Origin of the sequence: Natronomonas amylolytica (genome assembly GCF_037031205.1) — an archaeon.
GTDB classification, from domain to species: domain Archaea; phylum Halobacteriota; class Halobacteria; order Halobacteriales; family Haloarculaceae; genus Natronomonas; species Natronomonas amylolytica.
Genome location: NZ_JAYEZM010000006.1, coordinates 147402 through 173455 on the forward strand (window position 1 = coordinate 147402; position 26054 = coordinate 173455).

Consider the following 26054-nt stretch of genomic DNA (forward strand, 5'->3'; position numbering starts at 1 on the left):
GGAGAGGGCCGCTTTCGGTCAGCGGAGCAGGAGGCCTAAGCGGAATCAGGCGTCTTCTTCGGCTTCGTCGTCGTCTTCATCGTCGTCATCTGCTTCTTCGTCCTCTTCCTCGGATTCTTCGTCATCATCGTCATCTTCGTCTTCCTCGTCTTCCTCTTCTTCGGCCTCTTCGCGTTCGTCTTCTTCCTCGCTGTCGTCGTCATCGGCCTCGTCTTCCTCGTCGTCTTCCTCAACCTCGTACTCGTATTCCTCTTCGACGAGGGTCAGCGAGCCGTCCTCGACGACGTACTCCAGTTCGCCCTCCGCGCCGTCGGATTCGTACTCGACTTCGAGCTCCTCGAGGGACCCCTCATCCTCTGTGAGCGTCGAACGGTTGACCGTCGCGGTGCCGTCCGCGTCGGTGGTGACGGTCACCTCCTCGTCGCCCTCGACGGTGACCGTGGCGTTCTCGACGGCCGCGCCGTCGTCGGTAACGGTTACCGTGACCGTCTCGTTATCCAGCGCCGCATCCATCTCCAGGTCGGAGACGGACGCCGACGATGCGCCGGCGTCCGTCTGTGCGAGACCCGTCACAGCGGCACCGCTTCCAGCGACGAGCAGTACCGCCAACATTGCCACCAGTGGCTTCGAGACTGACATTGCAATCGGCACGACGGCTGTGAGGTACATAAATCGGGGAAACCGTAACACGGAGTTTCGCCGAATTTGCCCGGATTAAAACGATTTAATCGGGACGGAGAGCGCTTCTTCGGCGGTTTACGTGTTTGATGCGGAAAACACCCGTCGACGGACCGGCGGCCGGCCATTCCACCGACTGGTCGGTTCCCGACTACTTGCCGGGCATGAACTTCGAGAGTTTCTCGGCGAGACCGCCGTCGCCGAGTCGGAGGTAGTAGGCGTCGCCGTTGTCCTCGTAGTAGTCGTCGATTCGGCGCTGAATCTCGAAGCCGAGGTGTTCGTAGAACTGGAGGGCGCCCTCGTTGGTCGCCCGCGCGTGACAGGTGACCGAACTGTGGTCGTCAGCGACGGCGGCGACGAGGCGTCGGCCGAAGCCCTCGCCACGGTAGTCGGGGTCGACAGCCAGAAAGAGGATGTAGCCGTCGCGTCGGGTCGCGGCGAAGCCGACCAACCGCTCGCCGTCGTACTGGGGTTCGACGAGGGCGTACACGCGGGAGCGACGGTAGGCGTCGGTGAAAAAGCCGTGGCGCTGTTTGAGGACGCCCTCCTTGCGTCGGATTCGCTCTTTGAGTTCCCACGCGTCGTCTACGAGAGCGTCGTCCCCCGTCCCGATGACGCGTGTATCGACGGTGACACTCACTGCCACGAGGTTAGAATCGGGCGAATATAACTCCACCGCCCGAAGCCCACAAGGCTTTCAATTACGGGATGAGTTCGTCTTCGCATGCCGTCCGCGCCGGCCGATATCGAGGCAGCAGAGGAGGTCATCTCGGAGCGGCCCGACCCGAAGGACGTCCTCACGCGGTCGTTCATCAAGGGGTTGGCCATCCTCCTGCCGCTCGTCATCACCCTGCTCGTCATCTCCTTCGTGCTGGGCTTTATCGCCGACGCGCTCAGCCCGCTGGTCGCCGCCCTCCAGCAGACCGCGTTCTTCGGCGCCAACAGCGACTCGGCCATCCTGGTTTTGACGCTCACCGTGTTCGTCGCTCTCGTCCTCGCTATCGGCGCCATCGCCGAGTACGGCTCCGGCAGCGGCCGCATGAGTTCGCAGTTCGACGCGTTCATGGGCTCGGTTCCGGGCATCGGCTCCGTCTACACCAGTTTCAACGAGATGAGCGAACTCCTCCTGGATTCGGATACCGACAGCTTTCAGGACGTCAAACTGGTCGAATACCCCGGCAAGGACTCCTACGTCGTCGCGTTCAAAACCGCCGAAACGCCAGACGTGGTCGCCGAGGACACCGGCAACGACGACATGATTACGCTGTTCATGCCGATGGCCCCGAACCCCGTCATGGGCGGGTTCGTCATCCACGTCTCCCGGGAACGGGTCGTCGACGTCGACCTCACCGTCGAACAGGGCATCCGGTCCATCGTCACGAGCGGCGTCGCCTTCGGCGAGGACGACGACGAACTGGCCGCCCTCGACGAGGAGCAACTCCGGCAACTCAGCAACGTCAGCACCATCGACGACGTCAAGGGGACCGACCTCGACGACACGGCCGGCCGCTCGGACGAAGGATAGCGATGAGCTTCATACTCAAAGAACACACCGCCGACATCGCCGTCGAAGCCAGCGGCGACTCCCTCGATGCGGTGTTCGCCGACGTGGCAGCCGGCCTGACTGCCGCCCACTGTGAGTCGGTCCCCGACCCCGAGGCCGTCGACGCCGAACGCTTTTCAATCGGTCTGCGGGCCGAGTCCAAAGAGGCGCTCCTGTTCGATTATCTGGACGAACTCATCTACGAGCGGGACGTACGCGGCGTCCTGCCGGCCCACCACGAAGCGACGGTCGACGGGAACGGGGATTGGGTCCTCGAAGCCCACGCCTACGGTATCCCGCTGGACGCCGTCTCCGCCCGCGAAATCAAGGCCGTCACTTACTCCGAGATGGAATTGGAGGAGACCCCGACCGGCTGGCGCGCCTACGTGGTCTTCGACGTCTGATTCGCGGCCCGCGTCGGGTCGTAACTTATTGGACCGCGCGGAGAGAACCCTCGGGTATGACTACTTTCGAAGCCGGTGACATCACCCTTCATAAGGTCCGGGACTACGTCTGGGAGATTCCGCCCGACGGCAACATGCGTGTCCCGGCCCGCGTCCTCGCCAGCGAAGCGCTCTTGGAGGAAATCGCCGACGACAAATCGCTCGAACAACTCAAGAACACGACCCACCTGCCCGGCATCCAGAAGTACGCTCTCGCGATGCCCGACGCTCATCAGGGCTACGGCTTCCCCGTCGGCGGCGTCGCGGGTATCGACGCCGAAAACGGCTGTATCTCGCCCGGAGCAGTGGGGTATGATATAAATTGCGGGGTGAGAATGGTGAAAACTAACCTCGCCTACGCCGACGTGCAGGGCAAGGAGGAGGAACTCGTCGACGCGCTGTTCGATGCCATCCCGTCGGGCCTCGGCGGCGGTGGCGTCGTCGAGGGCGATTCCGACACCATCGAGGCCGTCCTCGACCGGGGGATGGACTGGGCGCTGGAGGAAGGCTACGCCGTCGCCGACGACCTCGCCCACTGTGAGGACGAGGGCGTCCGCCACGATTCGGACCCCGACGCCGTCTCGAAGAAGGCCAAGGACCGTGGGCGAAACCAACTCGGGTCGCTGGGGTCGGGCAACCACTTCCTCGAAGTCCAGCGCGTGACCGACGTCTTCGACGAGGACATCGCCGAGGCCTACGGCCTCCGCAAGGAGCAGGTGGTCGTCCTCATCCACTGTGGCTCCCGCGGCCTCGGCCACCAGACCTGCAACGACTACCTCCGCGATATCGAACAGGCCCACAGTGGCCTGCTGTCGAAACTTCCCGACAAGGAACTCGCCGCCGCGCCCGCCGGCTCCCAGCTCGCGGAGGACTACTACGACGCGATGTGTGCGGCCATCAACTTCGCGTGGGTCAACCGCCAACTCATCACCCACCAGACTCGGATGGTCTTCGAGGACGTCTTCGGCGAGGACTGGGATGACCTCGGCATGGACCTGCTGTACGACGTCTCCCACAACATTGCCAAAAAGGAGGTCCACGAAGTCGACGGCGAGGAGAAGGAACTGTTCGTCCACCGCAAGGGCGCGACGCGGGCGTTCCCGGCCGGCCGCCACGAGGTCCCGAAGGCCTACCGCGACGTCGGCCAGCCGGTCATCATCCCCGGAAGCATGGGCGCTGGCTCCTACGTCCTCTGCGGCGGTGAGGAGTCGATGGACCTCTCCTTCGGCTCGACGGCCCACGGTGCCGGCCGATTGATGAGCCGAACGCAGGCGAAAAACGAGTTCTGGGGCGGCGACGTGCAGGACGACCTGCGCGAACAGGAGGTCTACGTCAAGGCCCAAAGCGGCGCGACAATCGCCGAGGAGGCCCCCGGCGTCTACAAGGACGTCGACGAGGTCGTCCGGGTCAGCGACGAACTCGGTATCGGTGACAAGGTCGCCCGCGTCTACCCCATCTGCAATATCAAGGGTTGATTCGATGGCTGAATTCGAGGTCCCATTCGGAGACGGCACGGTGTCGGTCGACCTCCCGGAGTGTGAGGTAACCGTCGCCGAACCGTCGGGCGGCGAAGCCGTCGACGTCAGAGCGGCCGCCGAGGAAGCGCTCCGAGAGCCGAACGGTCCGGAACTCGCCGAACTCATCGACGCCGACGACACCGTCGCCATCGTCGTCACGGACATCACCCGCGCGACGCCGGACGACACGCTCGTCGACGTCCTGCTGTCGGAACTCCAGCGCGTCGGCGTCTATCGCGAACAGGTGACCATCATCGTCGGACTGGGCCTCCACCGGCCGATGACCGACGACGAACTCGACGAGATGCTCGGCGAGCACGCCGACCTCGCGGTGAACCACGACCCCGAGGATACCGTCAAAGTCGGCGAGATCGACGGAACGCCCATCGAGCTGAATCGCCGTGTCGCGATGGCCGACCGCGTGCTATCGACGGGCATGGTCGAACCACACCAGTACGCCGGTTTTTCGGGTGGCGGCAAGACAGTCGCAATCGGCGCCGGCGGCGAACCGCTGATTCGCTACACGCACGGCCCCGACATGCTCTCGAAGGGTGGCGTTCGACTCGGCCGCATCGAGGACAACCCGTTCCGCGAGGCCATCGACGAGACCGGCGACCTGTGCGGACTCGACTTCTGTTTGAACGTCACCCACGGCCCTGCCGGAATACTGGACGTGGCGGCGGGCCTGCCGCGACTCGTCGTTCGGGACCTCGCCGAGAGTGCTCAAGGGGCGCTGTCGGTCGACATTGACGGCGAGTACGACGCCGTCGTCGCTGGCGTCGGCGCGCCGAAGGACGCCAACCTCTATCAGGCGACCCGCGCGGCGACGTACGTGATTCTCGGCGCGAACAACCCGCTCGGAGATGGCGGTCGCGTCGTCATCCCGGCCGAACTCCCCGAGGGTGCCGGCGAAGGGACGGGCGAGAAGCGGTTTTATAAGTGGCTCTCCGGTGCCGACAGCGCCGACGCGCTCTACGAGGAGATGCGTTCGGGCTACGAACCGGGCGCCCAGCGCGCCTTCGTCGTCGCGCGAGCACTTCGGAATCACGACGTCTACGTGACGAACAGCGAGGCGCCCGACGTGGTCGAGGAGTGTCTGATGCACGCTCGGGGTTCAGTCGAGGACGCCGTCGACCCGGGAAGCGACGTGCTGGTCGTGCCCGACGCGCTGAACACGCTGCTTCGTTAGTCCGTTCCGGCGCTTGCACCGCCTGCGTCCCCGTCGATTTCCTCCATCACGCGGTCGTGGAACTCCTGCAGAACGGCGGATTCGTCCTCGGCGAGCACCACGTCGCTGGCCATCAGCGTCGCGAGGCCGAACGCTCGCGGCGTCGGCGTATCGACCTGCTGGATGGCCACGTCGATGTTCCCCGAATCGACGCCCGCGACGAAGGTTTCGACGGCGCCGACCGCGAGTTTGTCCTCCAGAATCTCGCGGTAGGTCTCCTCCATGACCGCGAAGTCCTCCTTGCCCTCGGCGAATCCGAGCAGCATCTCGCTGGAGACCTGCTGTTGGCTGGCGGACTTCTCGTGGCCCTTGTACCGCTTGAGAATCATCAGCGAGCGAGTGGCGTTAATGCGGAAGTAGCGCTTGAGCAGGTCGGTTCCGTCGAGGGCGGCCCGGAGGTTCGAACGCACGTCTTCGGGGTCGATGTCGGCGATGATGCCGTCGATGTCGACCTTCCGATTCAGCGGCATCGAGAGGGTGAAGCCGTGGTCGGCGACGGCCACCTTGACGTTCGTGTTGGCCTGCTGGGCACAGCGATAGGCCAGCAAGCGGGAGAGGCCGTCGTTGAACCGCCGGCCGTAGTTGGCGTGGACGTAGTAGTTGCGCCGGTATTCCTCACGGTCAAGTTCGACTTCGATGGACAATCGCTGGTCCGTCGAGACGCTCTCGATGCCGGCGTAGTCGACCTGTGCCTCGAACATCCGCGTGATGGCGCGGACGGTGTTCTCGTCCAGCGGGAACTCTCGAAGCCACCGCCGGACGGCAGGCGGCCCCCCGTCCGCCAGCCTGTCCAGCAGGTCGCGCTGGAACGTCAGAATCTCACGACCGAGGTCATAGGAGAGGGGCAACCGCTCGGAGAACCACGAGGGAACGGTCGCGCGAGCGCTCGTGCGGTCGACGTAGACGTTCGACCCGCGGCGATAGCTGTATTCGTAGTTCGACCCGCCGAGGACGAACACGTCGCCTTTCTCTAAGGTGTCGAGGTACTCCTCGTCGAGTTGGCCGACCCACTCGTCGCCCGACCGGACGATGACGTCGCAACTGAACGAGTCGGGAATCGTGCCGATATTGGTCATGTAGATGACTCGCGCGAGGCGGCCGCGCTTGCCCACCAGCGGCGTGCCGGGGGCGAACTCGTCGTAGTGGTACTCCCCGCCCGGCGGGTCGTTGTCGTCCCGCCAGACCTTCGGGTAGACGTTCTTCTCGGCCATGCCGTCGTAATCGGCCGTCAGATACCGGAACAGCGACTCGTATTCGGCGTCGTCGTAAGCGCGGTAGGGGTAGGCGCTCCGGAGGACGCTTCGGATTTCGGCCTCCGGAAGCGGGCCGTTGATGGCCATCCCGTAGACCTGCTGGGCGGCGACGTCCTGCGCGTTCTCGGGGACGAACACGCGGTCGACGAAGCCCTCCTCGGCCTTCTTGAGCATGACCGCACACTCGACGAGTTCGTCGCGGTCCAGGGCGATGACGCGGCCCTTGACGGTCTGTCCGAGTTGGTGGCCGGCCCGCCCCACGCGCTGGAGCATGGCGGCGACGGATTTCGGCGAGCCGACCTGTACCACCAAATCGACGTGGGGCATGTCGATGCCCAGTTCGAGTGACGTGGATGTGGTCACCACGTCCAACTCGCCGCTTTTGAGGCCCTCCTCGATGCGCTTGCGTTCGTCCTTCGACATCGACCCGTGGTGACACCCGGAGTCGGATTCGTCGTAGTCGCCGCGCTCCCGGAGGTTGGTGAGGACGCGCTCGGCGCCCGACCGCGTGTTCGTGAAGACGAGCGTGTTGGTATGCTCCGAAACGAGGTCGTCCAGTTGCGCGTAGAACCGTTCGGAGACGACGTCTCGGGGCGTATTGATGAGGTCGTCCGTCGGGCAACTCAACTCGATATCGAAATCCCGGACGAACCGCGCGTCGACGATGTCGTACTCCCGCGGCGTCCACTCGCCCGATTCCTCGTCGTAGGTACCGCCGACGAGGAACTCGCCCATCGTCTCGAGCGGTTCGACCGTCGCCGAACAGCCGATGCGCGTCGGCGAGGTCTCACAGAGCCGTTCCAGCCGTTCGAGCGACACCGAGAGGTGCGTGCCGCGTTTGTTCTCCGCCAGCGAGTGGATTTCGTCGACGATGACGTATTCGACGGTCTCCAGTTTCTCCTTGAATTTCGGGCTGTTGAGGAGGATGGCCAGCGTCTCCGGCGTCGTATTGAGGATGTGCGGCGTCTCACGCAGCATCTTCTGGCGGTCGCTATCGCTGGTGTCGCCGTGGCGGATGGCATGGCGGATGTCGACCGATTCGCCGCGGTCGTCGAGTTTCTCGGTGATGCCGTCCAGCGGTTCCGCGAGGTTGCGATGAATATCGTTTGCCAGCGATTTGAGCGGCGAGATGTAGAGGCAGTAGACGCTGTTGTCGAGGCCGTCCTGGTTGGCTTCGGCCCTGTCGAAGAGGTCGTTGATAATCGCGGTGAAGGAGGCCAGCGTCTTGCCGGAGCCAGTCGGCGCACAAACGAGTGTGTTCGTTCCGTCGTCGATGCGCGGAATCGCGCCCTTCTGGGGCGGCGTGAAGAAGCCGCCGTTGTCGGGGACGAACGCGCCGAACTGTTCGACCCACCACTCTTGGACGGCGGGGTCGAGTCGGGCGAACGCCTCGATGTCGTCGATACCGACGGCATCGGCGTCGTAGGCGAAGTCGTAGCTCTCCAACAGCCGACGCGAATCGGCCTCGGCTCCCTCGGTCCCCATCTACGAATCACTTGGGCCGGACGGGCAAGTGGGTTTTGTCGGGACGCACCACAGGGCACTTGCCGTCGGCCCGTGAGACTCCGACCATGCGCGTGAGCTTCCTCGGAACGGGTGCGGCGATGCCGACCGGCAACCGGGTCCAGACAGGCCTCCTGCTGGAAGACCCAGACGGCGCCGCCGACCCACTCCTCGTCGACTGCGGCAGCGGCGCCCTCCACAACCTCGCCGAGACCGACGTGGGCTACGACGGCATCGGGACCGTCCTCCTGACTCACCACCACCTTGACCACGTTTCGGACCTGATGGCGCTGCTGAAGGCACGGTGGCTGGCTGGGGAAACCGAACTGGAAATCGTCGGTCCCGAGGGAACCCAAGAACTCGTCGAGGACCTTCTTTCGGTCCACGACTACATGGAGGGGCGGTTCGACCTATCCTTCCGAGAAATCGGACCCGGCGAACACACCGTCGCCGGCTACGATATCGAGGCCGCCGAGACGATTCACTCGATGTACTGTCTCGCCTACCGCTTCGAGACGGAGGACGCCGTCTTCACCTTCTCCGCTGACACCGAGGCCAACGACGCGATTGCGGACCTCGCGGACGACTCGGCAGTTCTGCTCCACGACTGTTCGTTCCCCGACGAGGTCGACGTCGACAACCACCCCACGCCGACGAAACTCGGGAAGGTCCTCGCCGGCCACGACATCGGCCGCGTCTACCTGACCCATCTCTACCCCCACACGCAGGGCAAACACGACGAGATGATTCAGGCCGTCGAGGAGAACTTCGACGGCGACGTGCGGATGGCCCGGGATGGCCTGACGGTCGACCTCTCGAAGCGCGATTAACAGTAGGTATCGGTTTTATTCAGGTAGGTGGGCCTAAAACAGTGGAAGAACGGGGTTACGGATACAGCCCAGAAAGTACACTTGTTCCAGACTCACCGGAGTAGACTCGGTCGTAGCAGTTGGCCGTAGCAGGCTGTCTTATCACCGTCGTCCATTGCCGTGCGGAGGTCTATTTGCCCCTCCCTGACTATCCGTGCGATTCGCACGAAGGAGGTTGTTTTCACCGTTATTTTCGATGCCTTCCCTGTTGTCACGGACATCGTTTCGGATGACCTTGTTGTGGTCCCCGTTTAATCGAATGCCATAACCGCCCCCACGCGCTTCATTGTTCACGATTTTATTGGCATTATCGCGAACAACAATCCCTGTTCCAGCAACAAGTTCGGCCGTATTCCGTTGGACCAAGTTGTCGGTACCATATAGATCAATACAGACATCAGGCGCTCCTCTGAACGAATTCTCTCGGACGCGATTTCCGTCGCCCTGAACACGGATCCCCGTTATACCGAATCCTCCAGCGGTGTTTCGGCGTATGTGATTATTGTCGCCCTCAATACCTATGGTGTTATAAGTGTCAGCCTCACGAACCTCGTTATGTGACCCGACAACCAGAAAACCCGTGTCAGTGAGCGCGCTCCCGGTACGGATATCGACGAACGTATTTTCATTCCCTTCGAAATAAATTCCCCGAGCGTCGGCGCCACCATCAACGTTCTCTACCAGACTGGAATCAGTATTTGTCGCCCTAATTCCAACAAAACCTCCGATATGCAGGTTTTGTATAGTTAAATCAGAGACACTATCGGCGCTAATCCCAGGACCATACGACCTGATTCTATGTCCGTTACCCTCCAATGTGATATCATCAGCTATGATCTTGATGATTGCTGTGTCCTCACTGGTGTTGATATCGTCAACGAGTTTGTAATGTCCAGGTTCGTCAATTACAACCGGTTCGTCGATTTCGGTCGGATTGCCGCGTGCTCCGGCCGTTCCGATTATACCTGAGGTCAGTACCACCCCGCTGAGCGCCCGCAGTGTCTGCCGTCGTGTTCGTAGACCGGATCCTCGCTCGCCGAATGGGTTAGGCGATTGCATCTTGCACACCTAGAGATGATTGTACTATGCCAACACACTTCACTATATGCATTTATTCACACATATTTATATTTGAAACCCCTAAATTCACATATATTTATAGTACATGTATCAAAACAACTCGATCTCGGTAGTATAAATGAGATATCTGCCTCTCTCTGCCTCAATCGACCGCTGAAACGATATGACGCCTGTCGTTAATCTAGCCGATACCGCAATAGCGCCGCGACGCCGCCCAGATTCGACAGTTGCTGGCCGGGGTCGAACTCGTGGGAGAAGACCGTCACGTCGCCGCCCTGCCGTTCGACGGTATCGATGAGGTCGTTGGCGTCGACCTCCCAGTCGCCTTCACCGGCGCGTTCCTCACGGAGGCGCTTGTCGAGGATGAGCAGCGTCTCGACGGCGCCGTAGTCGGCGGCCTTCTCGACTTCCTCGATGCCGTAGGCGGCCTTGGCGCCCTCGCCGATGCGCTCCATCAGTTCGTCGATGAGTTCGGCCTCCTCGGAGATGCGGGTCTCCGTCTGAATCCGGTCGACGGCACCGCGTTTGAGGACCTCGTGAACGCCGCGGTCACCGACGGCGGCGGTGTCGACGACCTGAATTTTCTCGGCGACCTCTGGGGTCTCTTCCTCGATGTAATCCAGCGCGTCCTGTTTCGTGAACCCGGGACCGGCGAGGATAATAGCGGGCGCGTCGAGGCGCTTGAGCACCTCGGTCAACTCCGCGAAGAGTTCGTCCCGGCCGCGGGCGTACTCGCCTTTGCCCGTCGTTCCGGTGACCGTGGCGCGTTCCTCGACGCCGTACTGGGCGACGGTGTGGACGTGGGCCTCGCCCTCCTCGACGGTGGCGATGGCAACGTCCGGCTGTTCGGCGGCTTCGACGGCCTCCTGCAGGCGCTCCAGTTGGTCGACCTGCCAGACCTTCTCGATTTCGAGTTCGTCGTGTTCCTCAACGTTGAAGGTGTGGTGGAAGCCCAACTGGTCCTCCCGCGAGCAGTCGACGATTTCGCCGCCGACCCGGAGGCGGTTGGCGAACTTGGCGAACTCGACGCTCTCAACTTCGATGCGGAGCCACATCGGCTCCCGCTGGCCGCCCGTATCCCGCATCTTGTCGTCGTCGCGCTGGATGCGGCGGGTGGTATCGCCCGAAACGAGGTCGCCGGGCTCCAGTATATAGGTGAGATGCCACAGGTCGTCGAGGCTCTCGGGAACGACTGTAATCCGTTCGGCCCGCCCCTCGACGCTCTGGCGGTCGGCGATGCGCATACCGGAAACACAGCGTCGGTCGGTAAGTGCCCTGCTATTCGGTCGGCCGACCCACCTATTCGTTGACCATCGTACTGCCGCCGGGCGGGCAGAACTCCTGAATCTTGTCGGCACTGGCGATTTTCCGGACGAAACTCGTGTCCTCGAAGCGCTCGCGGAAGGTCCGGTAGAGGCGCTTTGCGATGTCGTTCTGGGCGTACTGGCCCGGTTCGAGACGAACCGAGGTTTCGACCTTCGGTTCGATGGCCGACGGCGGGCCGCCGATGACCCGGGTGTCGGGTTCGCATTTGATGCCGACCGACACGCCGACCGGCACATCCCGATAGTACTCGCGGTCGCCGCGGATGACGAAACTCCCCTTCTCGATGTACTCGCCGCTTTCGGGCGTCTTCGAGACCTGGTCGGGGTCGACCTCGTAGACGTCGCCCTCGAACTTGCCGTCCTTCCAGACCGACGAGTAGGAGACGGCGAACTTCGCGGCTTCCTGCTTGCTGGAGTCGGGAATGTCGATTTCGCGGGCGGGTTCGTCCGGTTCGGTCGCCTTCAGTACCGTCACGGGCGCACCGTGGGCCTGCGCGTGGAAGAAGCAGTCCGACGGCTCCATGTACTTCTTGACCAACTCCTCGTTCTGGTCGGCGTTGCGGCCGCCCAACACGAGGAAGCCGTCGCTCGTGCGGAACCAGCGGAACCGCTCGTACCACTTCTCGTCGTAGCGAACCGGAACCGAGCCCATCGAGAGGTAATCCTTCTCGGCCCATTCGCCCTCGTCTTCCTCGTCTTCGTCCTCGTCGCTCGCTTCCCACTCATCGCGGCGCCGTTTGGCTTCCTCGAGGTCTTCGCGAGTGTCCTCGATGGCGGCCTCGGCGCCCTCCATCTTCTCGCGAACGCGTTTCGATTCTTTATAAAGACGGTCGGCGTTCTTCTCGACGCCCATCGTGGGGTCGACCTCTATCTCCGTGTCGTCGAGTTCGATGGTGACGGTGCCTTCGGCTTCGTTGACCCCGCGGACCGCTTCGGCGGCCTCGATGCCTTGCTCGGCGCCCTGCTCGAATTTCGCCTCGATCTCCTCCCAGCCGATGCCCTCCTCACGGGCGTTCTGGACCGTCGAGCAGATGTCGTCGACGAGGTCGTAGTTACCGTAGAGCAGTTCGGCCTTCTGTTGTTCCCGTTCGGCCTGCTGTTCGTACTCCTCGATGGCGCCTTCCTGCTGTTCGATGATGCGCTCGTACTTCTCGATTTCCTGCTCGAAATCGGGACGATTGCTGCCGGGCTCCTCCGTGACTTCCTCGGCCTCCTGTTCGAGTCGGTAGAAGTACTCGTCGATGGCGCCGTTGAAGTTCTCGAAGACCGTCTCGTTGAATCCCTCGGCCTGATGTTCTTCGAGCGGGAGCGGCGTCGCGTCGACGACATCGCCCTCGTCGTCCTCGTAGAGCCGGGGGTCGGTTCGGCCCTCCAAGATCGGCTCCCGAAGCCGCTCAAGGGCGCCGAACAGCACCTCGTACTGTTCCTCAGTTGCGTCCTCGATGTCCGTCGTCTTCTCGACGCCCGCGCGGGTACAGAGTTCCTCGCCGTAGAGTCCGCCGAAGTTCAACTGCGTCGCTAGCGTCCGCACGAGGTCGGTGTCTGACTGCTCCATCTTCGCCCTGAAGGCGTCGTAATCGACCTCCATCGGGTTGAACCGCTCGTCGGGGTAGCCGTACTGCGAACCCGGCGCGACGGTCCGCGAACGCAGGCGAACCGTGTCGAGACAGTCGATGACCTCGCGGTCCTCGTTCATCACGGCGACGTTGCCGTCGCCGAACAGTTCCGCAACGACGAGCGTCGTCTGGTCCTCGCGCTCGAAGCGGAAGGTGAGGATGCGGTCGAAACCGTACTGCTCGACGCCCTCGAGGTTCGCCCCGGCGATGCGGTTCCGCATCATCATCGCGAAGTTCGGCGGCCGCCCGGGCGCGTCCGGAACGTGCTCCGACGTCGCGACGTGTGCGCGCTTGGGGTCGCCCACCTCGATGATGAGTTCGATGCGGCCGCGGTCGTAATCCCGCATCTTCAGCCGCACCTTGTCATCGCCGTAGAGATAGGCCTTGTCGACGACAGCGCCGGTGTAATCCCGCAACTCGCCGACCAGCGCGGCGAGGTCGACGCTCGTCATCGCCCGCTTTCTGTCCATGTCTACGTCCTATCGGGGGCCGGAGAAAGGCCTGACGGGTTGCCGACGCGGTTCGCAACCGCTTAGGGGCCGCTGGCCGGACCGTCGATATGGACGACCGCCTCGCCGCTGTTGCCGCCGTCGTCGTGGGCATCGCCCTCGCCGTCGTCGGTCTCTTCGAGTACGTACTATCCGGTCGCTCGGTGCCGCCGTACGAGCCGCTGGCGACCGGCGTTCTCGTCGTCGTCAGTGGCCTGCTGTTGCTCGTCGCCGGCCTCGTCGCTCTCAGGGCGGCGCTGGATGCTCTCTCGCTGCGGGCGGCGACCGTCGTCGGACTGTTGGCGCTGCTGCTCGCCGTGTTCCAGCCCGAATCGCTGCTGTTCGGCGGCGTCTTCTGGCTTGGGTTGGTGGCGGCAGGGCTAATCGCGGCGGGAGCGTATCGAACGGTCACCAAAATAAGATAAAACCGACAGGAAGGCTTTCAGAGCGCGTCGACGATGTTCAGGAACCCGGACCCGTAGTACGCCTTGTCGTAGCCGTCGGGAACATCGGCGGCGCGTTTGAGGGCGGATTCGACTTGGTTGGCGGTGTAGTCCGGGTTCACGCTCTTGACGAGTGCCGCAGCACCGGCGACCTGTGGGGCGGCCATCGAAGTGCCTGCTAGCCAATCATACGTATAAGCAGCGCCCAGATAATCGGTCACGGTATCGTCATCATCTCGCTCGTACTCCGGTACGGCAATCGTATTCAAGACGAGGTCATAGTACCAGCCCGGAACTTCGTTATCAGAGGCATCTAAATCCGCATCGCCGCCCGGCGCCCCGATGTCGACGGCGTTCGTTCCGTAGTTCGTATAGAACGCAGGACTTTCGGGCGGTGCCTCAAGTCCTTCGTCACCCCACCTGAACCCGATTGGACCGGTCGCGCTCACGGAGAGAGCCTGTGCTCCCTCATTCGGGAGGCTGATCGCTGCGAAACACTCCTCGATGTTGCCCTCCTCGTCTTCGGGACAGACGCGGCCATCGTGCTGGAGGTCTGCGCTGTCGTTTCCTGCCGCGATGACCAGCAACGTCCCCTCCTTGTTGGCGTAGGTCATCGTCCGGTTGAGTACCTTGCCGTAGAACTCCCCGTAGCCGTTCCGAGCGACCGGATACGCGCCCAGAGAGAGGTTGGCGGCGTCGGCACCTATCTCCGCGCTGTAAAGCACGGCCGCGAGAATATCGCCGAACGACGCGAGTGATTCTGGAGAGAACACCCGACAGTCGACGAGGTCCGTTTCGGGGGCAGTTCCAGCGACTCCCATATCATTGTCAGTCTGTGCGGCAACGATACCACCGACGTGCGTTCCGTGATAACCGCCTGCCGCGTTCGCGGCGCCGAAGCCGTCTCCGGTGAAGTTTCGAGACAGTTCTTCGTTCACCTCGAGGTCCGGGTGACCCGCTGCAACCCCGGTGTCGATGATGGCGACGCGGGTGCCTTCACCTTTCGTCGTTTCGTGGGCGTCCGGGATATCGAGAGCCTGCTTGTCCCACTGGAGGGGGTAGTACGGTTCATCTTCAACGGATGTCTCCTCGACAGTGGGTGCCTCCTCGTTGACGTCCGGTTCGACCAGTTCGATTTCGATGTCCGGCGCGTATCCCTTCACCCCCCGGGCATCTTCCAACTCCGACTCGCTGCCGCGTACGACGGCGAAATCCACGCCGGGCATCTCGTGGACGACATCCAGCCCCTGCAGGCCTCTCCGTCCCGTAGTTTCCACGATGAACCGGTCGGTCCGTGTGCCGGCCACCACGGTCGACCCGGTCGCGATACCACCTAACACAGCTCCGCTGATTTTTAAGAAATCTCGTCTGTTGTGATGGGTCATACCATTTGACACCAATATTTGAATCGGCCACAAAATACTTAAATCCGATGAAAATCCCGTGTACTACTGGTTTATTTTAAGTTAGATATGGGTTCGTCCAAGGCGAGAAGCTTTGTGCACTACTGCCATTCGTTTTCGTATGGCACACGAACTCGTCGAGGGCGTCTACGATATCACCTGCGCCGAGCGGGAGACCGGCCGCATCCGTGCGTTCCTCTTCGACGACGGCACGCTGGTCGACTGCGGCCTGCCCGACACCACCGACGCGCTGGTGGATGGCATCGACGCCACGCCGGTCGAACCGGAACGACTCGTCATCACCCACGCCGACGGCGACCACGTCGGCGGCTTCGATACCGTCGTCCGCGACTACTGGGTCGATACCTACGTCCCCGAGGGCGCCGACCTCGATACGGAGTTCGACCCCGACCATCGCTACGGCGACGGCGACGAGGTCGGTCCCTTCGAGGCCGTCCACGTTCCGGGCCACCGCGACCACCAGCACGCGCTTATAAATGAAGACGACGACATCGCCGTGTTGGCCGACGCCGTCTCGGGCGCCGACCAGCGCGGGCTTCCGGAGGGGTACTTCCACCTGCCGCCGGGTGTCTATACGGACGACCTGAATCAGGCCGAGGAGTCGCTGGAGCGGCTGTTGGACTACCAGTTCAACGTCGGACTGGTCTATCACGGCTCGTCGGTACTCTCGGGTGCCAGCTGGAAACTCGAGGAGTACGTCTACCGCGCTCCCTGAGACGGGGGTTACCCCGGTTTATATACCGAGCGTCGCCCGGAGCATATCACGCGTCCCGGGGCCGAGACCGACCGCGAGGATGGCGATGAGAAGGATGTAGGCGTAGGTGGGGCTCTCGTCGAATATCTCCTCGTTGAACACCCAGACGACGGCGACGGCGGCGGCTATCTTGATGAGGAGGAACGGCCACGCGGTCCCGATAGCGTCGCTCAGTCCCGCCGGCTGAATCGCACTCGTGATGCGGACCGTCGCCGCGTTGATGACGTGCTTGGAGCCGTAGGTCACCGGCAGGCCGAGCGCGTCGGCCCAATCGAGGCTCAGGACGTTGGCGACCCCGTCGACGCTGTGGCCCCAGACGACGAGGATGCCCATGTAGCCCGTCCCTTCGTTTATATACGGCGCGTACTCGTTCGAGGCCCACCAGAACAGCGCCGCGATTATCGTCGCGGTCGTGAGTGTGATGACCGCGACGGCCGGATAGAAGCCGACCACCTCGGAGGTCGCCGAGACGTAGAGCAGGAAGCCGACCGTCACCGCCAGCGCGAGCGCGCCGACGCCGCCGAGGAACGGTTCGTATTCGTCGATGACGCCGCGTTCGTCGAGGAGGATACCGACGACCAGCGCCGCCAGCGTGATTGCGAACATCACGAAGTAGATGAACGGGCTGATGATGACCGACACTTCCGGATAGGGGATGAGCATCTCCAGTCCCTCCCGGACGAACGTCGCGTTGACGTCCTCGACGACGCGGAGGGCGCCGCCCAACAGCATGAACGGGAACAACGCGAAGTAGAACCGCGGCGACATCTCCACCTCGAGGCGGTCCAGGAGGAAGTAGACGCCGACGAGCATGAAGATGAGTACCAAGGCGTAACTGACCGTCGAGACCGTCGTGTAGCCGGGCGTGACGACGATGCCGTCCGCGGAGGCACAGGCCGTCTGACTGTAGAGTCGCTCGGTGGTGCTACCGGAACGGACCGCACACGTCGCCCCATGGGCGTCGGCGTCGACGGGGCCGAAGAAGTAACGCCAGAGGAACCCGTCGTAGACGCGCTGGGGGAAGGCGATTGCGGCACCGACGACGGCGACGAGGGCGGTCACGAAGGCCGCCAGCCACGCACGGGCGGGGTCGATTCCTTCGGAGGTGTCCATATCCCATTGCCCGGACCGCGGTGGTTTCACGCTTCCGGTCGCTGGCGACGGCGGCACACGGCCGGCCTCGGAGCGCTATCGTCCGGCGTCGGCTTCCGCCTCGGCCTCGCGGGCCGCCGCCAACACGAGGTCGTGAGCCTCGCCGTTGGAGGCGACGAGTCCACGGCTGTCGTGGCGCCACGGCTCGCCGTGGATGTCGGTGACGGTCCCGCCCGCGGCCTCGACGAGTCCCGCGCCGACGACGCTGTCCCACGGGTTCGCCTCGACGTTCGTCACGACACCCTCGACTGCCCCGGCCGCACACAGCGCCAAGGCGAGTTGGGCCGACCCGAACCGTCGCATGTCGCCGAACCGTTCGACGATGCCCCGACAGATGGCCGCGTACTCCTCGCGGCGCTCGTGGGGCCACCAGACCGTCGGAACGACGGTGAACGCCTCGGGGTCCGTCCGGTCGCTGACCGATATTTGCTCGCCGTTCCGGTAGGCCTCGCCCTCGTCCAGCAGATAGGTGTCTTCGAGTGCTGGACACACCGACGCGCCCGCGACGGCCTCGCCGTCGATGGTCGCTGCGACGCTCGTCGCCCACATCCGAATGCCCCGGACGAAGTTGTTCGTTCCGTCGATGGGGTCGATAACCCACGCCGCCCCCGAATCCGGAACCGCTCGTAACTCGTCGTTCTCCTCGCCGACGATGGCGTCCTCGGGGTAGTCGTCCCGAATCGTGGCGACGACCGCATCCTGTGCGTCCCGGTCGGCCTGCGTGACCACGTCGGTCTTGTCCGCCTTCGTCTCGACAGCGATACCCTCACGGAACGACCCGACGGCGACGGCGCCGCCGGCCTCGGCCGCTCGGAGGGCACAGTCCGCGCGCTCGCTCATACCCGCCCTGCGGTCGGCCCCGGGAAAGCGCCACCGATTTGCCGGACCGACGCCCACACGGGGTATGAACACGCTCGCGAAACGCATTCACAACCTCACGCCCAAAGACGTCGAACTGACCTTCGACGATGACTCCTCCGTCCGTCTCGATATGCGCTCGGCGGAGTTCTTCCAGGAGGAGTTCCAGGGGGAGGGTACCGACCCCGAGGGAACGACCTATCGACTGGTCTCGGACGGCGAGGACGACCCGCTCGTGGCGGGCAAGGAAACCGACGATGGCTGGGTGTCGGTCGGCGAAGTCGTCGACGTAGCCGCCGCCGAGAAGTAGCGGGCGACGGGAGGACCGGGAGATGCCGCGCTACGCAGGCGGGTCCGCGTCGTCGCCGAACCCACTCCCGTAGGTATCGAGCACTTCTGTAATAGTGACCTCATACGCATCGTACCACTCCGCCCACCGCTGTTTCGCCCGTTCGTGGTCTGCGTCCGCGCCGAACGTATCGAGCGCGTCCAGCGACTCCCAGTAGTAGGCGACGAGGACTTCGTCCGTCTTCGGGTCGTGCCACGTGCGTTTGCCGAGATACTCGTCCATATCTTCGGCTACCGCCTGTATGCTGTCGTTCAACTCGTGGAACTCCGCGTCGTACTCCCCCGGGTCGATGCGAAAGGTAACGAGATACATCGATATCCGTTCAATCGCCCACGCGAATAAGAGGATTCCCCTGCCTATGGGCTGGTGTCCGGGGAGTTTTCGCAGCGTCAGGAACGAAAAACGTGGTTTATCGGCCGGCGTTACTCGCCTTCGAACGCAGGCTAACGTCCGTCGGACCACAGGTCCGACGACGTTCGCCTCACTCTCCTTCGAACTCAGGTTCACCGTCACCCATGAAGGCCGTGATGCCCTCCATGAGGTCGTCGGTGTTCATGAGGTGGCCGAAGGCTTGGGCTTCGAGTTCGAGGCCGGCGTCGACGTCCTCCCAGCCCTTGAGCATCGCGCGCTTCGTGAGCTTCTGGGAGATGGGCGGGCCCGCAGCGAGGTCGGCAGCGAACTCGTGGGCGCGCTCCTCGAAGTCCTCGTTGTCGACGACTTCGGTGACGACGTCGTAGTCGTACATCGTCTCGGGGTCGAACCGCTCCGCCGTGAAGACGATCTCCTTTGCGCGGCCGAAGCCGGCAATGCGCATCAGACGCTGGGTGCCGCCCCAACCGGGCAGGAGCCCGAGGCTGTGTTCCGGCGTGCCGAGTTCGGAGCGCTCCGAAGCGATACGGAAGTCCGAGGCTACCGCCAGTTCGAAGCCGCCGCCCAGCGCGAAGCCGTCGATACCGGCGACGACGGGCATGTCGCATTTCTCGAGCTTGCCGAAGGTCTGCTGGCCTTTCCGGGAGAGTTCGATGGCCTCGATGGGGTCGGCGCTGCCGGCCATCGAGGTGACGTCCGCACCCGCGGAGAACGCGCGGTCGCCCTTCCCCGTGATGAGGAGGGCGCGAACCTCGTCGTCGTCTTCCAGCAGGTCGACGGCCTCGGCGAGTTCGTCCAGCAGGTCCGCGTTGATGGTGTTCATCCGCGCCTCTCGGTCGAGGACTATCTGGCCGACCATGTCGCCGGGATAGCGAACCTCGAGGTTGGTGAACTCGACGCCGTCATCGTCGTCGCCGCCGTGGAAGCCGCCCTCGTCGGCGGCCGCACGCAGACCGTCGGAGACCTCGAAGCGCGGGTGGCCCTCCTCCTCGGTGAGCTCCTCGAGGGTCTCGACGAGCGATTCGAGGCCGTGTTCGTCGGCGAGTTTCGCGGGGCCGTCCGGGAAGCCGGCGCCCAGCATGACCGCCTCGTCGATGTCGGCGGGGTCGGCCACGTCGTTGCCGACGAGGTTGCCGACCTCGTTCGCCATCACGGCGGTGAGACGTTCGGCGACCTCGTCGGTGCCGGCGTCGGTCGGGATGTCGACGCCTTCGCCGTTCTCGTAGTCGTAGACGCCCTGTCCCGTCTTCTTGCCGAGGCGCTCCTCCTCGATGAGTTCCTCGAGGAACGGCGCCGGCTCGTAGGCGTCACCCAGCTCCTCGTTCATGTATTCGAGGACGTGGTAGGTGATGTCGTGGCCGGTCATGTCCGTGAGTTCGAAGACGCCCATCGGCAGGCCCATGTCGAACTTCGTCGTGGAGTCGATCTCCTCGACGGTGGCGACGTCGTCGCTGACGAGCCAGCAGGCCTCGTTCATCAGGGGCACGAGGATGCGGTTGACGATGAAACCCGGCGAGTCCTTCCGGACACGGACGGGCGTCTTGTCGAACTCTTCTGCGACCTGTTCGGTCAGGTCGAGAGTCTCCTCGGACGTGTGGGCACCGGAGATGACCTCGACCAGTTGCATGCGGACCGGCGGGTTGAAGAAGTGCATGCCACAGAACTGCTCGGGGCGTTCGGTGACCTCCGAGAGGTCCGTGATGGAAAGCGAGGAGGTGTTGGAGGCGATGATGGCGTGCTCGGGGAGGTACTCTTCGACCTCGCCGTAGACGTCCTGCTTGATGTCCATCTGCTCGGGGACGGCCTCGATGACGAAGTCGGCGTCACCGACGGCTTCCTCCATGTCGACGTAGGGCGTCACGCTGTCCAGCGCGTCCTCCGCCTTCTCGTCGCTGATGCGGTCCTTCTCGGCGAGTTTCTGGAGGGACCACTCGATGTCCTCGTAGCCGCTCTGGACGAACTCCTCTTTGATGTCCCGCAGGTTAACGTTGTAACCCGCGAGGGCCGCGACCTCCGCGATGCCGTGACCCATATTCCCGGCGCCAAGGACCGCGATGGTCTCGATATCGTCGAATTCCATTGTTAGCAGGAGGACGGTCACTCTGAACGTGTTTCAACGTTTCCTTCTTTCCCCGTTTTCGCGCGAACCGCAACGTGAGGCCGTCGATATCGTACGAACTGATATACGGAGACCGGCAATAGGAGGGAGAAGCGTTATGTGGCGTCATGCCACCCTTAAAGTATGGACTTCGCGCTCACCGACGAGCAAGAACAACTCAAAGAGGAAGTCAGACGCTTCGCCGACAACGAGGTTCGGCCGAACGCCACCGAGTACGACGTCGAGGAGAAGTTCCCCCACGACATCGTCGACGAGGCCGCGAAGATGGGCCTGACCGGTGCGACCATCCCCATCGAGTACGGCGGCGCCGGCTACGGCGCCCTCGATTCGGTCCTCATCGCCGAGGAACTGTTCGCCGCCGACCCCGGCATCGCGCTGTCGATTCTCGCGACCTCCTTCGGAACCGAGGCCATCCTCGAATACGGCACCGAGGAACAGAAAGAGGAGTTCCTCGAACCCGTCGCCAAGGGCGATGCGATTTCCGGGGCCGCCATCTCCGAACCCGACACCGGTTCGGACGTCTCCTCGGTGAGCACGCGTGCCGAGAAGGACGGCGACGAGTACGTCATCAACGGCAACAAGATGTGGATTACCAACGGTAGCGTCGGCGATTTCTTCGTCGTCCTCTGTAAGACCGACCCCGACGCCGACGGGCGCTACAACGGCTTCTCCCAGATTATCGTCGAAGCCGACCGCGACGGCTTCGAAGCCGACAAAATCACCGGCAAGATGGGCATTCGTGCCTCCGACACCGCCGAACTCATCCTCGACGACGTTCGCGTCCCCGAGGAGAACCTCGTCGGTTCGGAGAACGCCGGCTTCTACCAGCAGATGAACTTCTTCGACGCCACCCGAACCGGCGTCGCCGCGCAGGGCATCGGCATCGCCAAAGGCGCCGCCGAACGCGCGCTGGAATACGCCCAAGAACGCGAACAGTTCGGCCGCCCCATCGGCGACTTCCAGGCCATCCAGCACAAACTCGCCGACATGCACACCGAAACCGAGGCCGCCCGCAACCTCACCTACAAGTCCGCGTGGGAAGTCGACGAGGGCGGTTCGCCCAACACCATGCTCGCCTCGATGGCCAAGGAGTTCGCCTCCCGCATCGCCGTCAAGACCGCCAACGAAGCCGTCCAGATTCACGGTGGTTCCGGCTACGTCAACGACTTCGACGTCGAGCGCTTCTACCGCGACGCCAAGATCACCCAGATCTACGAGGGGACCACCGAAATCCAGAAGATGATTATCGCGCGGGAGTTGCAGGGCAAGGGCTTCTAAACGCCCACTTTTTGCACGAGAACGCGGGTCGCGGCGTTGCCGCGACCCCGGTTCTCGGCAAAAACATGGGGAAAATATGCGCGCACTCCTCCATGCCGCGGCGCCTGACGGCGCCGCGTTAGTCGTCGCGCGCTACGGCGCCTCCCTCCGGTCGGCGCCGAGAACCGCCTTGGGGGCGACCTTCGGGCGCCCCCTCGGCGGATGCTACTCTCGGTTCCTGTTTCACCATCTTCAGCCAATCAGGTCGAAACCACTTTTAAACAGCCCTCGTACGTCCAACCATGACGCGGGTGTGTCTCGTCGGCAAGGAGGACGTCGAGTTGCGCTACGAACTCGTCAGTCGCGAGACTGCCCGGGAGGCGCTGGCGACCTACGATCTCGACGAACCGTATCGGAACACCGTCGCCGTCGAAACCGTCTCGCTCGGCGGCGCCGTCGCCCTTTTAAACGACCTCAACTGGTATCTCGTCCGGTTCGCCCGAGAGTCGCTCGTCTTGGAACCATCCGTCAGCGACGAGGAGTGGCTTTCGCGCGATTTGGCCGAGGCGGTCCGGGACAACGAAATCACCCCCGACGAGACCGGTCGGTTCCTGAAGGTCTTTGGCATCCGCGAGGAGGAACTCCTCGAACCCATGTTCGTCACCCGGACGGGCCACGAACTGCCCGATTACGACCTCCACGAGGTCGACGACACGCTCGTCGTCCGCGTGACAGAAGACGAGTTCGGCGCCTGAATCGGGCGGAGTCGTGGGGAGACAGTATATAAGCGACGACCTTCTGTAAACTGTATGAGTACTTTCGAGTCCGCCGACCAGCGGAGCATCGGGGTCGGCGGAACACGGGTGCGGTACTACGTCGACGGCCCCGCCGAGGCCCGCCCCATCGTCTTCGTCCACGGCGTCGGCATCGACTCGGCGACGGTTTCGTGGCGAGAGGCCTTCCCCGAACTCGCCGAAGACTACCGCGTCTACGCGCTCGATTTACCGGGCCACGGCGACAGCGACGCTGTCCCCGACAACGTGGTTCCCGATGCGGCCTACTACGCCGACGCTCTCGACGCCTTCTTCGACGCCCTCGACGTCCTCGATGCGACGCTGGTCGGCGCCTCGACGGGCGGCGCCATCGCGCTCGCCTATGCGTTCGATACCCCGGCCCGAATTGGCCGACTCGTCCTCGTCGACAGTTACGGCCTCGACGAGACGATGGGCGGCAACCGCAGCGCCGCCTACGCGAAAACCCCGTTTCTCATGGAGACGGCGTGGTGGGCCCTGAAACGGAGTCGACGCCTCACCGAGCGCACGCTTCGGGATGTCGTCCACCCCGAGAACCTCGATGATGCGTTGGTCGACGACGCCGTTCGCGAACTTCAGCGACCGAACGCTGGCGACGCCTATCGCCGGTTCCAGCGCGCCGAGGTCGGCTGGTCCGGGTTCGAGACGAGTTTCGCCGACCGAATGGACGAACTGCCGGTGCCGACGCTGTTCGTCCACGGCAAGGACGACCCGCTGGTGCCGGCCGACCACGCCAAGCGGGCCTCCGACGCCGCGCCCGTCGCGGACCGCTTTTTCCTCGCCGAATGTGGCCATCTGCCCCAGCGTGAGCATCCGGAGGCGTTCGTCGCGCGACTGCACGCGTGGCTCGACCGAGTCTGACACTCTCAGCAAGTATGGGTTCGTTTGTGGGCGCGTCGACCGGTTCGGCACAGGAGGGCTCGCGAGCACATCGGTCATCGGGCTTTTTCGTACTGACTCCGAAATCCTGTTGATGAAAGAAAACGACGCCAGTCCGACCCGGCACCGCGTTACCGACCGACTACCGGCCGACTATCGACGACGGGACGTCCTCGCCGTCGGCGGCGGCCTCGGTGCGGCGCTGCTGGCCGGCTGTGTCGGCGGTTCGCCGTCGAACGACGAACCGGGTACCGATTCCAACGGGGACGAGAATACGGAGAGCGGAACCGGCTTCCGCCTCCTTATCAGCGACGCCCCGGCGGATATCGGGGACTTCGACCGGCTGGACGTCACCTTCGACAGCGCCCGCATCTTCGACGGCGGTGACGAGAGCGAAGGAGACGGGGAGGATACGGAGTCGACGGAGGAAACTGCGACAGAGACACCCACCGAAACGGCGGAGCCGACCGAGACTGCAGGAACACCCGACGGTGAGTCGGCGGAGACGGAATCCGAGGGAGATGACGAGAGCGATGAAGAGGACGGCGAGTCCGACGGGGACGCCGAGGGCGAGCGCGGGTTCTACACCCTCGAACTCGATGACGCCACGGTTGACCTCACGCAGGTCGTCGGCGACCGGGCGCTGCCGGTCTTCGACGGCGAACTCGAACCCGGGACCTACCAGAAGGTCGAACTCAACGTCGCGGGAACCGAGGGCATCGTCGACGGCGAACCGGCCGAGGTGAAGGTTCCCAGCGAGAAACTCCAGATAACCAAACCGTTCGAGGTCCGCGAGGGCGAATCGGTCGATTTCGTCTTCGACATCAACGTCGTCAAGCGCGGACAGGAGAACAGCTACAATCTGAAACCCGTGATTTCTCAGAGCGGCGTCGCCGGCGAGGACGTCGAGGTCGAAGAAGTCGGCGAGGAAGGCGGTGACGACGAGGCGGAAGAGACCGAGACTGCTGAGGAAACCGAAACTGCGGAAGAAACCGAGACCCCCACCGCGACCCCGCAGGAAACGGACGAGGGCGACGGACAGTAGACCGCCGACGAAGACGTCACCCGACTTCGGACGCTTCTATTCTTCCGGTTCGTCGAACATCCCGGTCGACATGTACCGCTCGCCGGAGTCCCAGAAGACGGTGACGACCAGCGGGCACTCATCGGGGATGGGTTCGTGGTCGGGGGCCGCCTCGTCGAGGACGTTCACGTCGTTGCTCGGCCCGGGGCAGGTCTCGGGATCGATGCCGCGCTCCTCGGCGAGGCGTTCGGCGACCCGCTTCGCGGCGAGCAGGGAGCCACCGGAAGACTGGCCGACCAGAATCCCTTCCTCGCGGGCGAGGCGGCGACACTCGGCCTCGGCGGATTCGAGGTCGACGACCTCCACGTCGTCGAGCAACTCGCGGTCGAGGTTCGGCGAGACGAAGCCGGGGCCCATCCCCTGGAAACTGTCCTCGCCGGTCTTGCCGCCGGTGAGGACCTCGTTGCCCTCCGGTTCGACGCCGACGACCTCCATGTCGGGAAAGGCCTCCTTGAGTCGGCGGCCGGTCCCGGAGATGGTGCCCCCGGTACCGATACCCGCAACGAGGGCGTCGACGGTGCGGTCGCCGACCTGCTCGATGATTTCGGCGCCCGTCGTGTGGTAGTGTGCGTCCGGATTCGCCGGGTTCTCGAACTGCCGGACCTGCACGAACCCCCTCTCGGCTTCCAGTTCGTCGGCGCGGTCCTTCGCGGCGGAGATGTTCCCCTCGACGAGTTCGAGGTCGGCACCGTAGGCGTTCATTATCTGCCGGCGTTCCGGCGATTTCGAGGCCGGCATCACGACCGTGATGTCGTAGCCCTTCGCGGCGGCGACCATCGACAGGCCGATACCGGTGTTGCCGGAGGTCGGTTCGACGATGGTGTCGCCGGGTTCGAGGTCGCCGGCGGCCTCGGCGGCCTCGACCATCGCGAGTGCCGGCCGGTCCTTGGCGGACCCGCCGGGGTTCTTCGATTCGATTTTCGCGGCGACCGTCGACCCCGGAGGGGACTGGACCTGCACCAGCGGCGAGCCGACGGTTTCGAGAATGCCCCGTTTCATTGTTCGAACGTT

At 63.7% G+C, this 26054-nt stretch carries 24 protein-coding genes; 12 read left to right on the forward strand and 12 right to left on the reverse strand.

Annotated elements, in window-relative coordinates:
- Nucleotides 1-45: 45 nt before the first annotated feature.
- On the reverse strand, nt 46-639 hold the full coding sequence (locus tag U5914_RS10725) for a hypothetical protein (protein ID WP_336135758.1): 594 nt from the start codon (nt 637-639) through the stop codon (nt 46-48).
- A gap of 190 nt (nt 640-829) precedes the next feature.
- Nucleotides 830-1318: a GNAT family N-acetyltransferase gene (locus tag U5914_RS10730; RefSeq protein ID WP_336135759.1), complete on the reverse strand. Its 489-nt coding sequence runs from the start codon at nt 1316-1318 to the stop codon at nt 830-832.
- A gap of 84 nt (nt 1319-1402) precedes the next feature.
- Between U5914_RS10730 and U5914_RS10735 the strand changes: the two genes are divergently transcribed.
- The 4 genes from U5914_RS10735 to U5914_RS10750 are packed head-to-tail and all read left to right on the forward strand — an operon-like array spanning nt 1403 to nt 5370.
- Complete coding sequence (locus tag U5914_RS10735; protein WP_336135760.1) at nt 1403-2203, forward strand: DUF502 domain-containing protein; 801 nt, start codon at nt 1403-1405, stop codon at nt 2201-2203.
- Nucleotides 2204-2205: 2 nt separating this feature from the next.
- Nucleotides 2206-2625, forward strand: coding sequence for an archease (locus tag U5914_RS10740; protein ID WP_336135761.1), 420 nt, complete (start codon nt 2206-2208; stop codon nt 2623-2625).
- A gap of 56 nt (nt 2626-2681) precedes the next feature.
- On the forward strand, nt 2682-4139 hold the full coding sequence (locus U5914_RS10745) for an RtcB family protein (protein WP_336135762.1): 1458 nt from the start codon (nt 2682-2684) through the stop codon (nt 4137-4139).
- 4 nt (nt 4140-4143) lie between these two features.
- Nucleotides 4144-5370, forward strand: a complete 1227-nt coding sequence (locus tag U5914_RS10750; RefSeq protein ID WP_336135763.1) for a lactate racemase domain-containing protein — start codon at nt 4144-4146, stop codon at nt 5368-5370.
- Here the strand turns inward: U5914_RS10750 and U5914_RS10755 are convergent.
- Nucleotides 5367-8147 (reverse strand): ATP-dependent helicase, encoded by a 2781-nt coding sequence (locus U5914_RS10755; protein WP_336135764.1) that lies wholly within the window; start codon nt 8145-8147, stop codon nt 5367-5369. The two genes, U5914_RS10750 and U5914_RS10755, sit on opposite strands and share 4 nt — an antisense overlap.
- Nucleotides 8148-8233: 86 nt before the next feature.
- Between U5914_RS10755 and U5914_RS10760 the strand changes: the two genes are divergently transcribed.
- Nucleotides 8234-8995: an MBL fold metallo-hydrolase gene (locus U5914_RS10760; RefSeq protein ID WP_336135765.1), complete on the forward strand. Its 762-nt coding sequence runs from the start codon at nt 8234-8236 to the stop codon at nt 8993-8995.
- A 141-nt stretch (nt 8996-9136) separates the two neighbouring features.
- Here the strand turns inward: U5914_RS10760 and U5914_RS10765 are convergent, their stop codons facing one another.
- From U5914_RS10765 to rqcH, 3 genes are all read right to left on the reverse strand, one after another.
- A complete protein-coding gene (locus U5914_RS10765; RefSeq protein WP_336135766.1) occupies nt 9137-10015 on the reverse strand; it encodes a NosD domain-containing protein in 879 nt (292 codons plus the stop codon).
- A gap of 275 nt (nt 10016-10290) precedes the next feature.
- Nucleotides 10291-11358: an mRNA surveillance protein pelota gene (locus U5914_RS10770; protein WP_336135767.1), complete on the reverse strand. Its 1068-nt coding sequence runs from the start codon at nt 11356-11358 to the stop codon at nt 10291-10293.
- A gap of 55 nt (nt 11359-11413) precedes the next feature.
- Nucleotides 11414-13525 carry a ribosome rescue protein RqcH gene (gene rqcH, locus U5914_RS10775; RefSeq protein ID WP_336135768.1) on the reverse strand — a complete coding sequence of 704 codons (2112 nt, stop codon included), beginning with the start codon at nt 13523-13525 and terminating at the stop codon, nt 11414-11416.
- A gap of 89 nt (nt 13526-13614) precedes the next feature.
- Between rqcH and U5914_RS10780 the strand changes: the two genes are divergently transcribed.
- Nucleotides 13615-13968, forward strand: a complete 354-nt coding sequence (locus U5914_RS10780; protein ID WP_336135769.1) for a hypothetical protein — start codon at nt 13615-13617, stop codon at nt 13966-13968.
- 17 nt (nt 13969-13985) lie between these two features.
- Here the strand turns inward: U5914_RS10780 and U5914_RS10785 are convergent, their stop codons facing one another.
- Nucleotides 13986-15296, reverse strand: coding sequence for a S8 family serine peptidase (locus U5914_RS10785; protein WP_336135770.1), 1311 nt, complete (start codon nt 15294-15296; stop codon nt 13986-13988).
- 214 nt (nt 15297-15510) lie between these two features.
- Between U5914_RS10785 and U5914_RS10790 the strand changes: the two genes are divergently transcribed.
- Complete coding sequence (locus tag U5914_RS10790; protein WP_336135771.1) at nt 15511-16125, forward strand: MBL fold metallo-hydrolase; 615 nt, start codon at nt 15511-15513, stop codon at nt 16123-16125.
- Between the two features lie 18 nt (nt 16126-16143).
- Here U5914_RS10790 and U5914_RS10795 read toward each other — a convergent pair whose 3' ends face one another.
- Nucleotides 16144-17277, reverse strand: coding sequence for a DUF63 family protein (locus U5914_RS10795; protein ID WP_336135772.1), 1134 nt, complete (start codon nt 17275-17277; stop codon nt 16144-16146).
- Between the two features lie 75 nt (nt 17278-17352).
- Entirely contained in the window at nt 17353-18156 is an 804-nt protein-coding gene (locus U5914_RS10800; protein ID WP_336135773.1) for an inositol monophosphatase family protein, read from the reverse strand.
- A 64-nt stretch (nt 18157-18220) separates the two neighbouring features.
- Between U5914_RS10800 and U5914_RS10805 the strand changes: the two genes are divergently transcribed.
- Nucleotides 18221-18484 (forward strand): DUF8072 family protein, encoded by a 264-nt coding sequence (locus tag U5914_RS10805; protein WP_336135774.1) that lies wholly within the window; start codon nt 18221-18223, stop codon nt 18482-18484.
- Nucleotides 18485-18514: 30 nt separating this feature from the next.
- Here U5914_RS10805 and U5914_RS10810 read toward each other — a convergent pair whose 3' ends face one another.
- Both U5914_RS10810 and U5914_RS10815 read right to left on the reverse strand, forming a co-directional pair.
- On the reverse strand, nt 18515-18835 hold the full coding sequence (locus U5914_RS10810) for an antibiotic biosynthesis monooxygenase family protein (protein ID WP_336135775.1): 321 nt from the start codon (nt 18833-18835) through the stop codon (nt 18515-18517).
- Between the two features lie 169 nt (nt 18836-19004).
- Entirely contained in the window at nt 19005-20972 is a 1968-nt protein-coding gene (locus tag U5914_RS10815) for a 3-hydroxyacyl-CoA dehydrogenase/enoyl-CoA hydratase family protein (RefSeq protein WP_336135776.1), read from the reverse strand.
- A 162-nt stretch (nt 20973-21134) separates the two neighbouring features.
- Between U5914_RS10815 and U5914_RS10820 the strand changes: the two genes are divergently transcribed.
- From U5914_RS10820 to U5914_RS10835, 4 genes are all read left to right on the forward strand, one after another.
- Nucleotides 21135-22289 (forward strand): acyl-CoA dehydrogenase family protein, encoded by a 1155-nt coding sequence (locus U5914_RS10820; RefSeq protein ID WP_336135777.1) that lies wholly within the window; start codon nt 21135-21137, stop codon nt 22287-22289.
- A 281-nt stretch (nt 22290-22570) separates the two neighbouring features.
- Entirely contained in the window at nt 22571-23023 is a 453-nt protein-coding gene (locus U5914_RS10825) for a DUF5804 family protein (protein ID WP_336135778.1), read from the forward strand.
- 54 nt (nt 23024-23077) lie between these two features.
- Complete coding sequence (locus tag U5914_RS10830; RefSeq protein WP_336135779.1) at nt 23078-23941, forward strand: alpha/beta fold hydrolase; 864 nt, start codon at nt 23078-23080, stop codon at nt 23939-23941.
- Nucleotides 23942-24053: 112 nt separating this feature from the next.
- Nucleotides 24054-25004 (forward strand): DUF4382 domain-containing protein, encoded by a 951-nt coding sequence (locus U5914_RS10835; RefSeq protein WP_336135780.1) that lies wholly within the window; start codon nt 24054-24056, stop codon nt 25002-25004.
- Between the two features lie 36 nt (nt 25005-25040).
- On the opposite strand, the gene U5914_RS10840 is transcribed toward U5914_RS10835, so the two are convergent.
- Nucleotides 25041-26042: a PLP-dependent cysteine synthase family protein gene (locus U5914_RS10840; RefSeq protein ID WP_336135781.1), complete on the reverse strand. Its 1002-nt coding sequence runs from the start codon at nt 26040-26042 to the stop codon at nt 25041-25043.
- Nucleotides 26043-26054: the final 12 nt, after the last annotated feature.

Coding starts and splice junctions, on each gene's coding strand:
- U5914_RS10725 (WP_336135758.1), bottom strand. CDS start 639: ATGTCAGTCTCGAAGCCACTGGTGGCAATGTTGGCGGTACTGCTCGTC.
- U5914_RS10735 (WP_336135760.1), top strand. CDS start 1,403: ATGCCGTCCGCGCCGGCCGATATCGAGGCAGCAGAGGAGGTCATCTCG.
- U5914_RS10740 (WP_336135761.1), top strand. CDS start 2,206: ATGAGCTTCATACTCAAAGAACACACCGCCGACATCGCCGTCGAAGCC.
- U5914_RS10745 (WP_336135762.1), top strand. CDS start 2,682: ATGACTACTTTCGAAGCCGGTGACATCACCCTTCATAAGGTCCGGGAC.
- U5914_RS10750 (WP_336135763.1), top strand. CDS start 4,144: ATGGCTGAATTCGAGGTCCCATTCGGAGACGGCACGGTGTCGGTCGAC.
- U5914_RS10755 (WP_336135764.1), bottom strand. CDS start 8,147: ATGGGGACCGAGGGAGCCGAGGCCGATTCGCGTCGGCTGTTGGAGAGC.
- U5914_RS10760 (WP_336135765.1), top strand. CDS start 8,234: ATGCGCGTGAGCTTCCTCGGAACGGGTGCGGCGATGCCGACCGGCAAC.
- U5914_RS10770 (WP_336135767.1), bottom strand. CDS start 11,358: ATGCGCATCGCCGACCGCCAGAGCGTCGAGGGGCGGGCCGAACGGATT.
- rqcH (WP_336135768.1), bottom strand. CDS start 13,525: ATGGACAGAAAGCGGGCGATGACGAGCGTCGACCTCGCCGCGCTGGTC.
- U5914_RS10780 (WP_336135769.1), top strand. CDS start 13,615: ATGGACGACCGCCTCGCCGCTGTTGCCGCCGTCGTCGTGGGCATCGCC.
- U5914_RS10790 (WP_336135771.1), top strand. CDS start 15,511: ATGGCACACGAACTCGTCGAGGGCGTCTACGATATCACCTGCGCCGAG.
- U5914_RS10795 (WP_336135772.1), bottom strand. CDS start 17,277: ATGGACACCTCCGAAGGAATCGACCCCGCCCGTGCGTGGCTGGCGGCC.
- U5914_RS10800 (WP_336135773.1), bottom strand. CDS start 18,156: ATGAGCGAGCGCGCGGACTGTGCCCTCCGAGCGGCCGAGGCCGGCGGC.
- U5914_RS10805 (WP_336135774.1), top strand. CDS start 18,221: ATGAACACGCTCGCGAAACGCATTCACAACCTCACGCCCAAAGACGTC.
- U5914_RS10810 (WP_336135775.1), bottom strand. CDS start 18,835: ATGTATCTCGTTACCTTTCGCATCGACCCGGGGGAGTACGACGCGGAG.
- U5914_RS10815 (WP_336135776.1), bottom strand. CDS start 20,972: ATGGAATTCGACGATATCGAGACCATCGCGGTCCTTGGCGCCGGGAAT.
- U5914_RS10820 (WP_336135777.1), top strand. CDS start 21,135: ATGGACTTCGCGCTCACCGACGAGCAAGAACAACTCAAAGAGGAAGTC.
- U5914_RS10825 (WP_336135778.1), top strand. CDS start 22,571: ATGACGCGGGTGTGTCTCGTCGGCAAGGAGGACGTCGAGTTGCGCTAC.
- U5914_RS10830 (WP_336135779.1), top strand. CDS start 23,078: ATGAGTACTTTCGAGTCCGCCGACCAGCGGAGCATCGGGGTCGGCGGA.
- U5914_RS10835 (WP_336135780.1), top strand. CDS start 24,054: ATGAAAGAAAACGACGCCAGTCCGACCCGGCACCGCGTTACCGACCGA.
- U5914_RS10840 (WP_336135781.1), bottom strand. CDS start 26,042: ATGAAACGGGGCATTCTCGAAACCGTCGGCTCGCCGCTGGTGCAGGTC.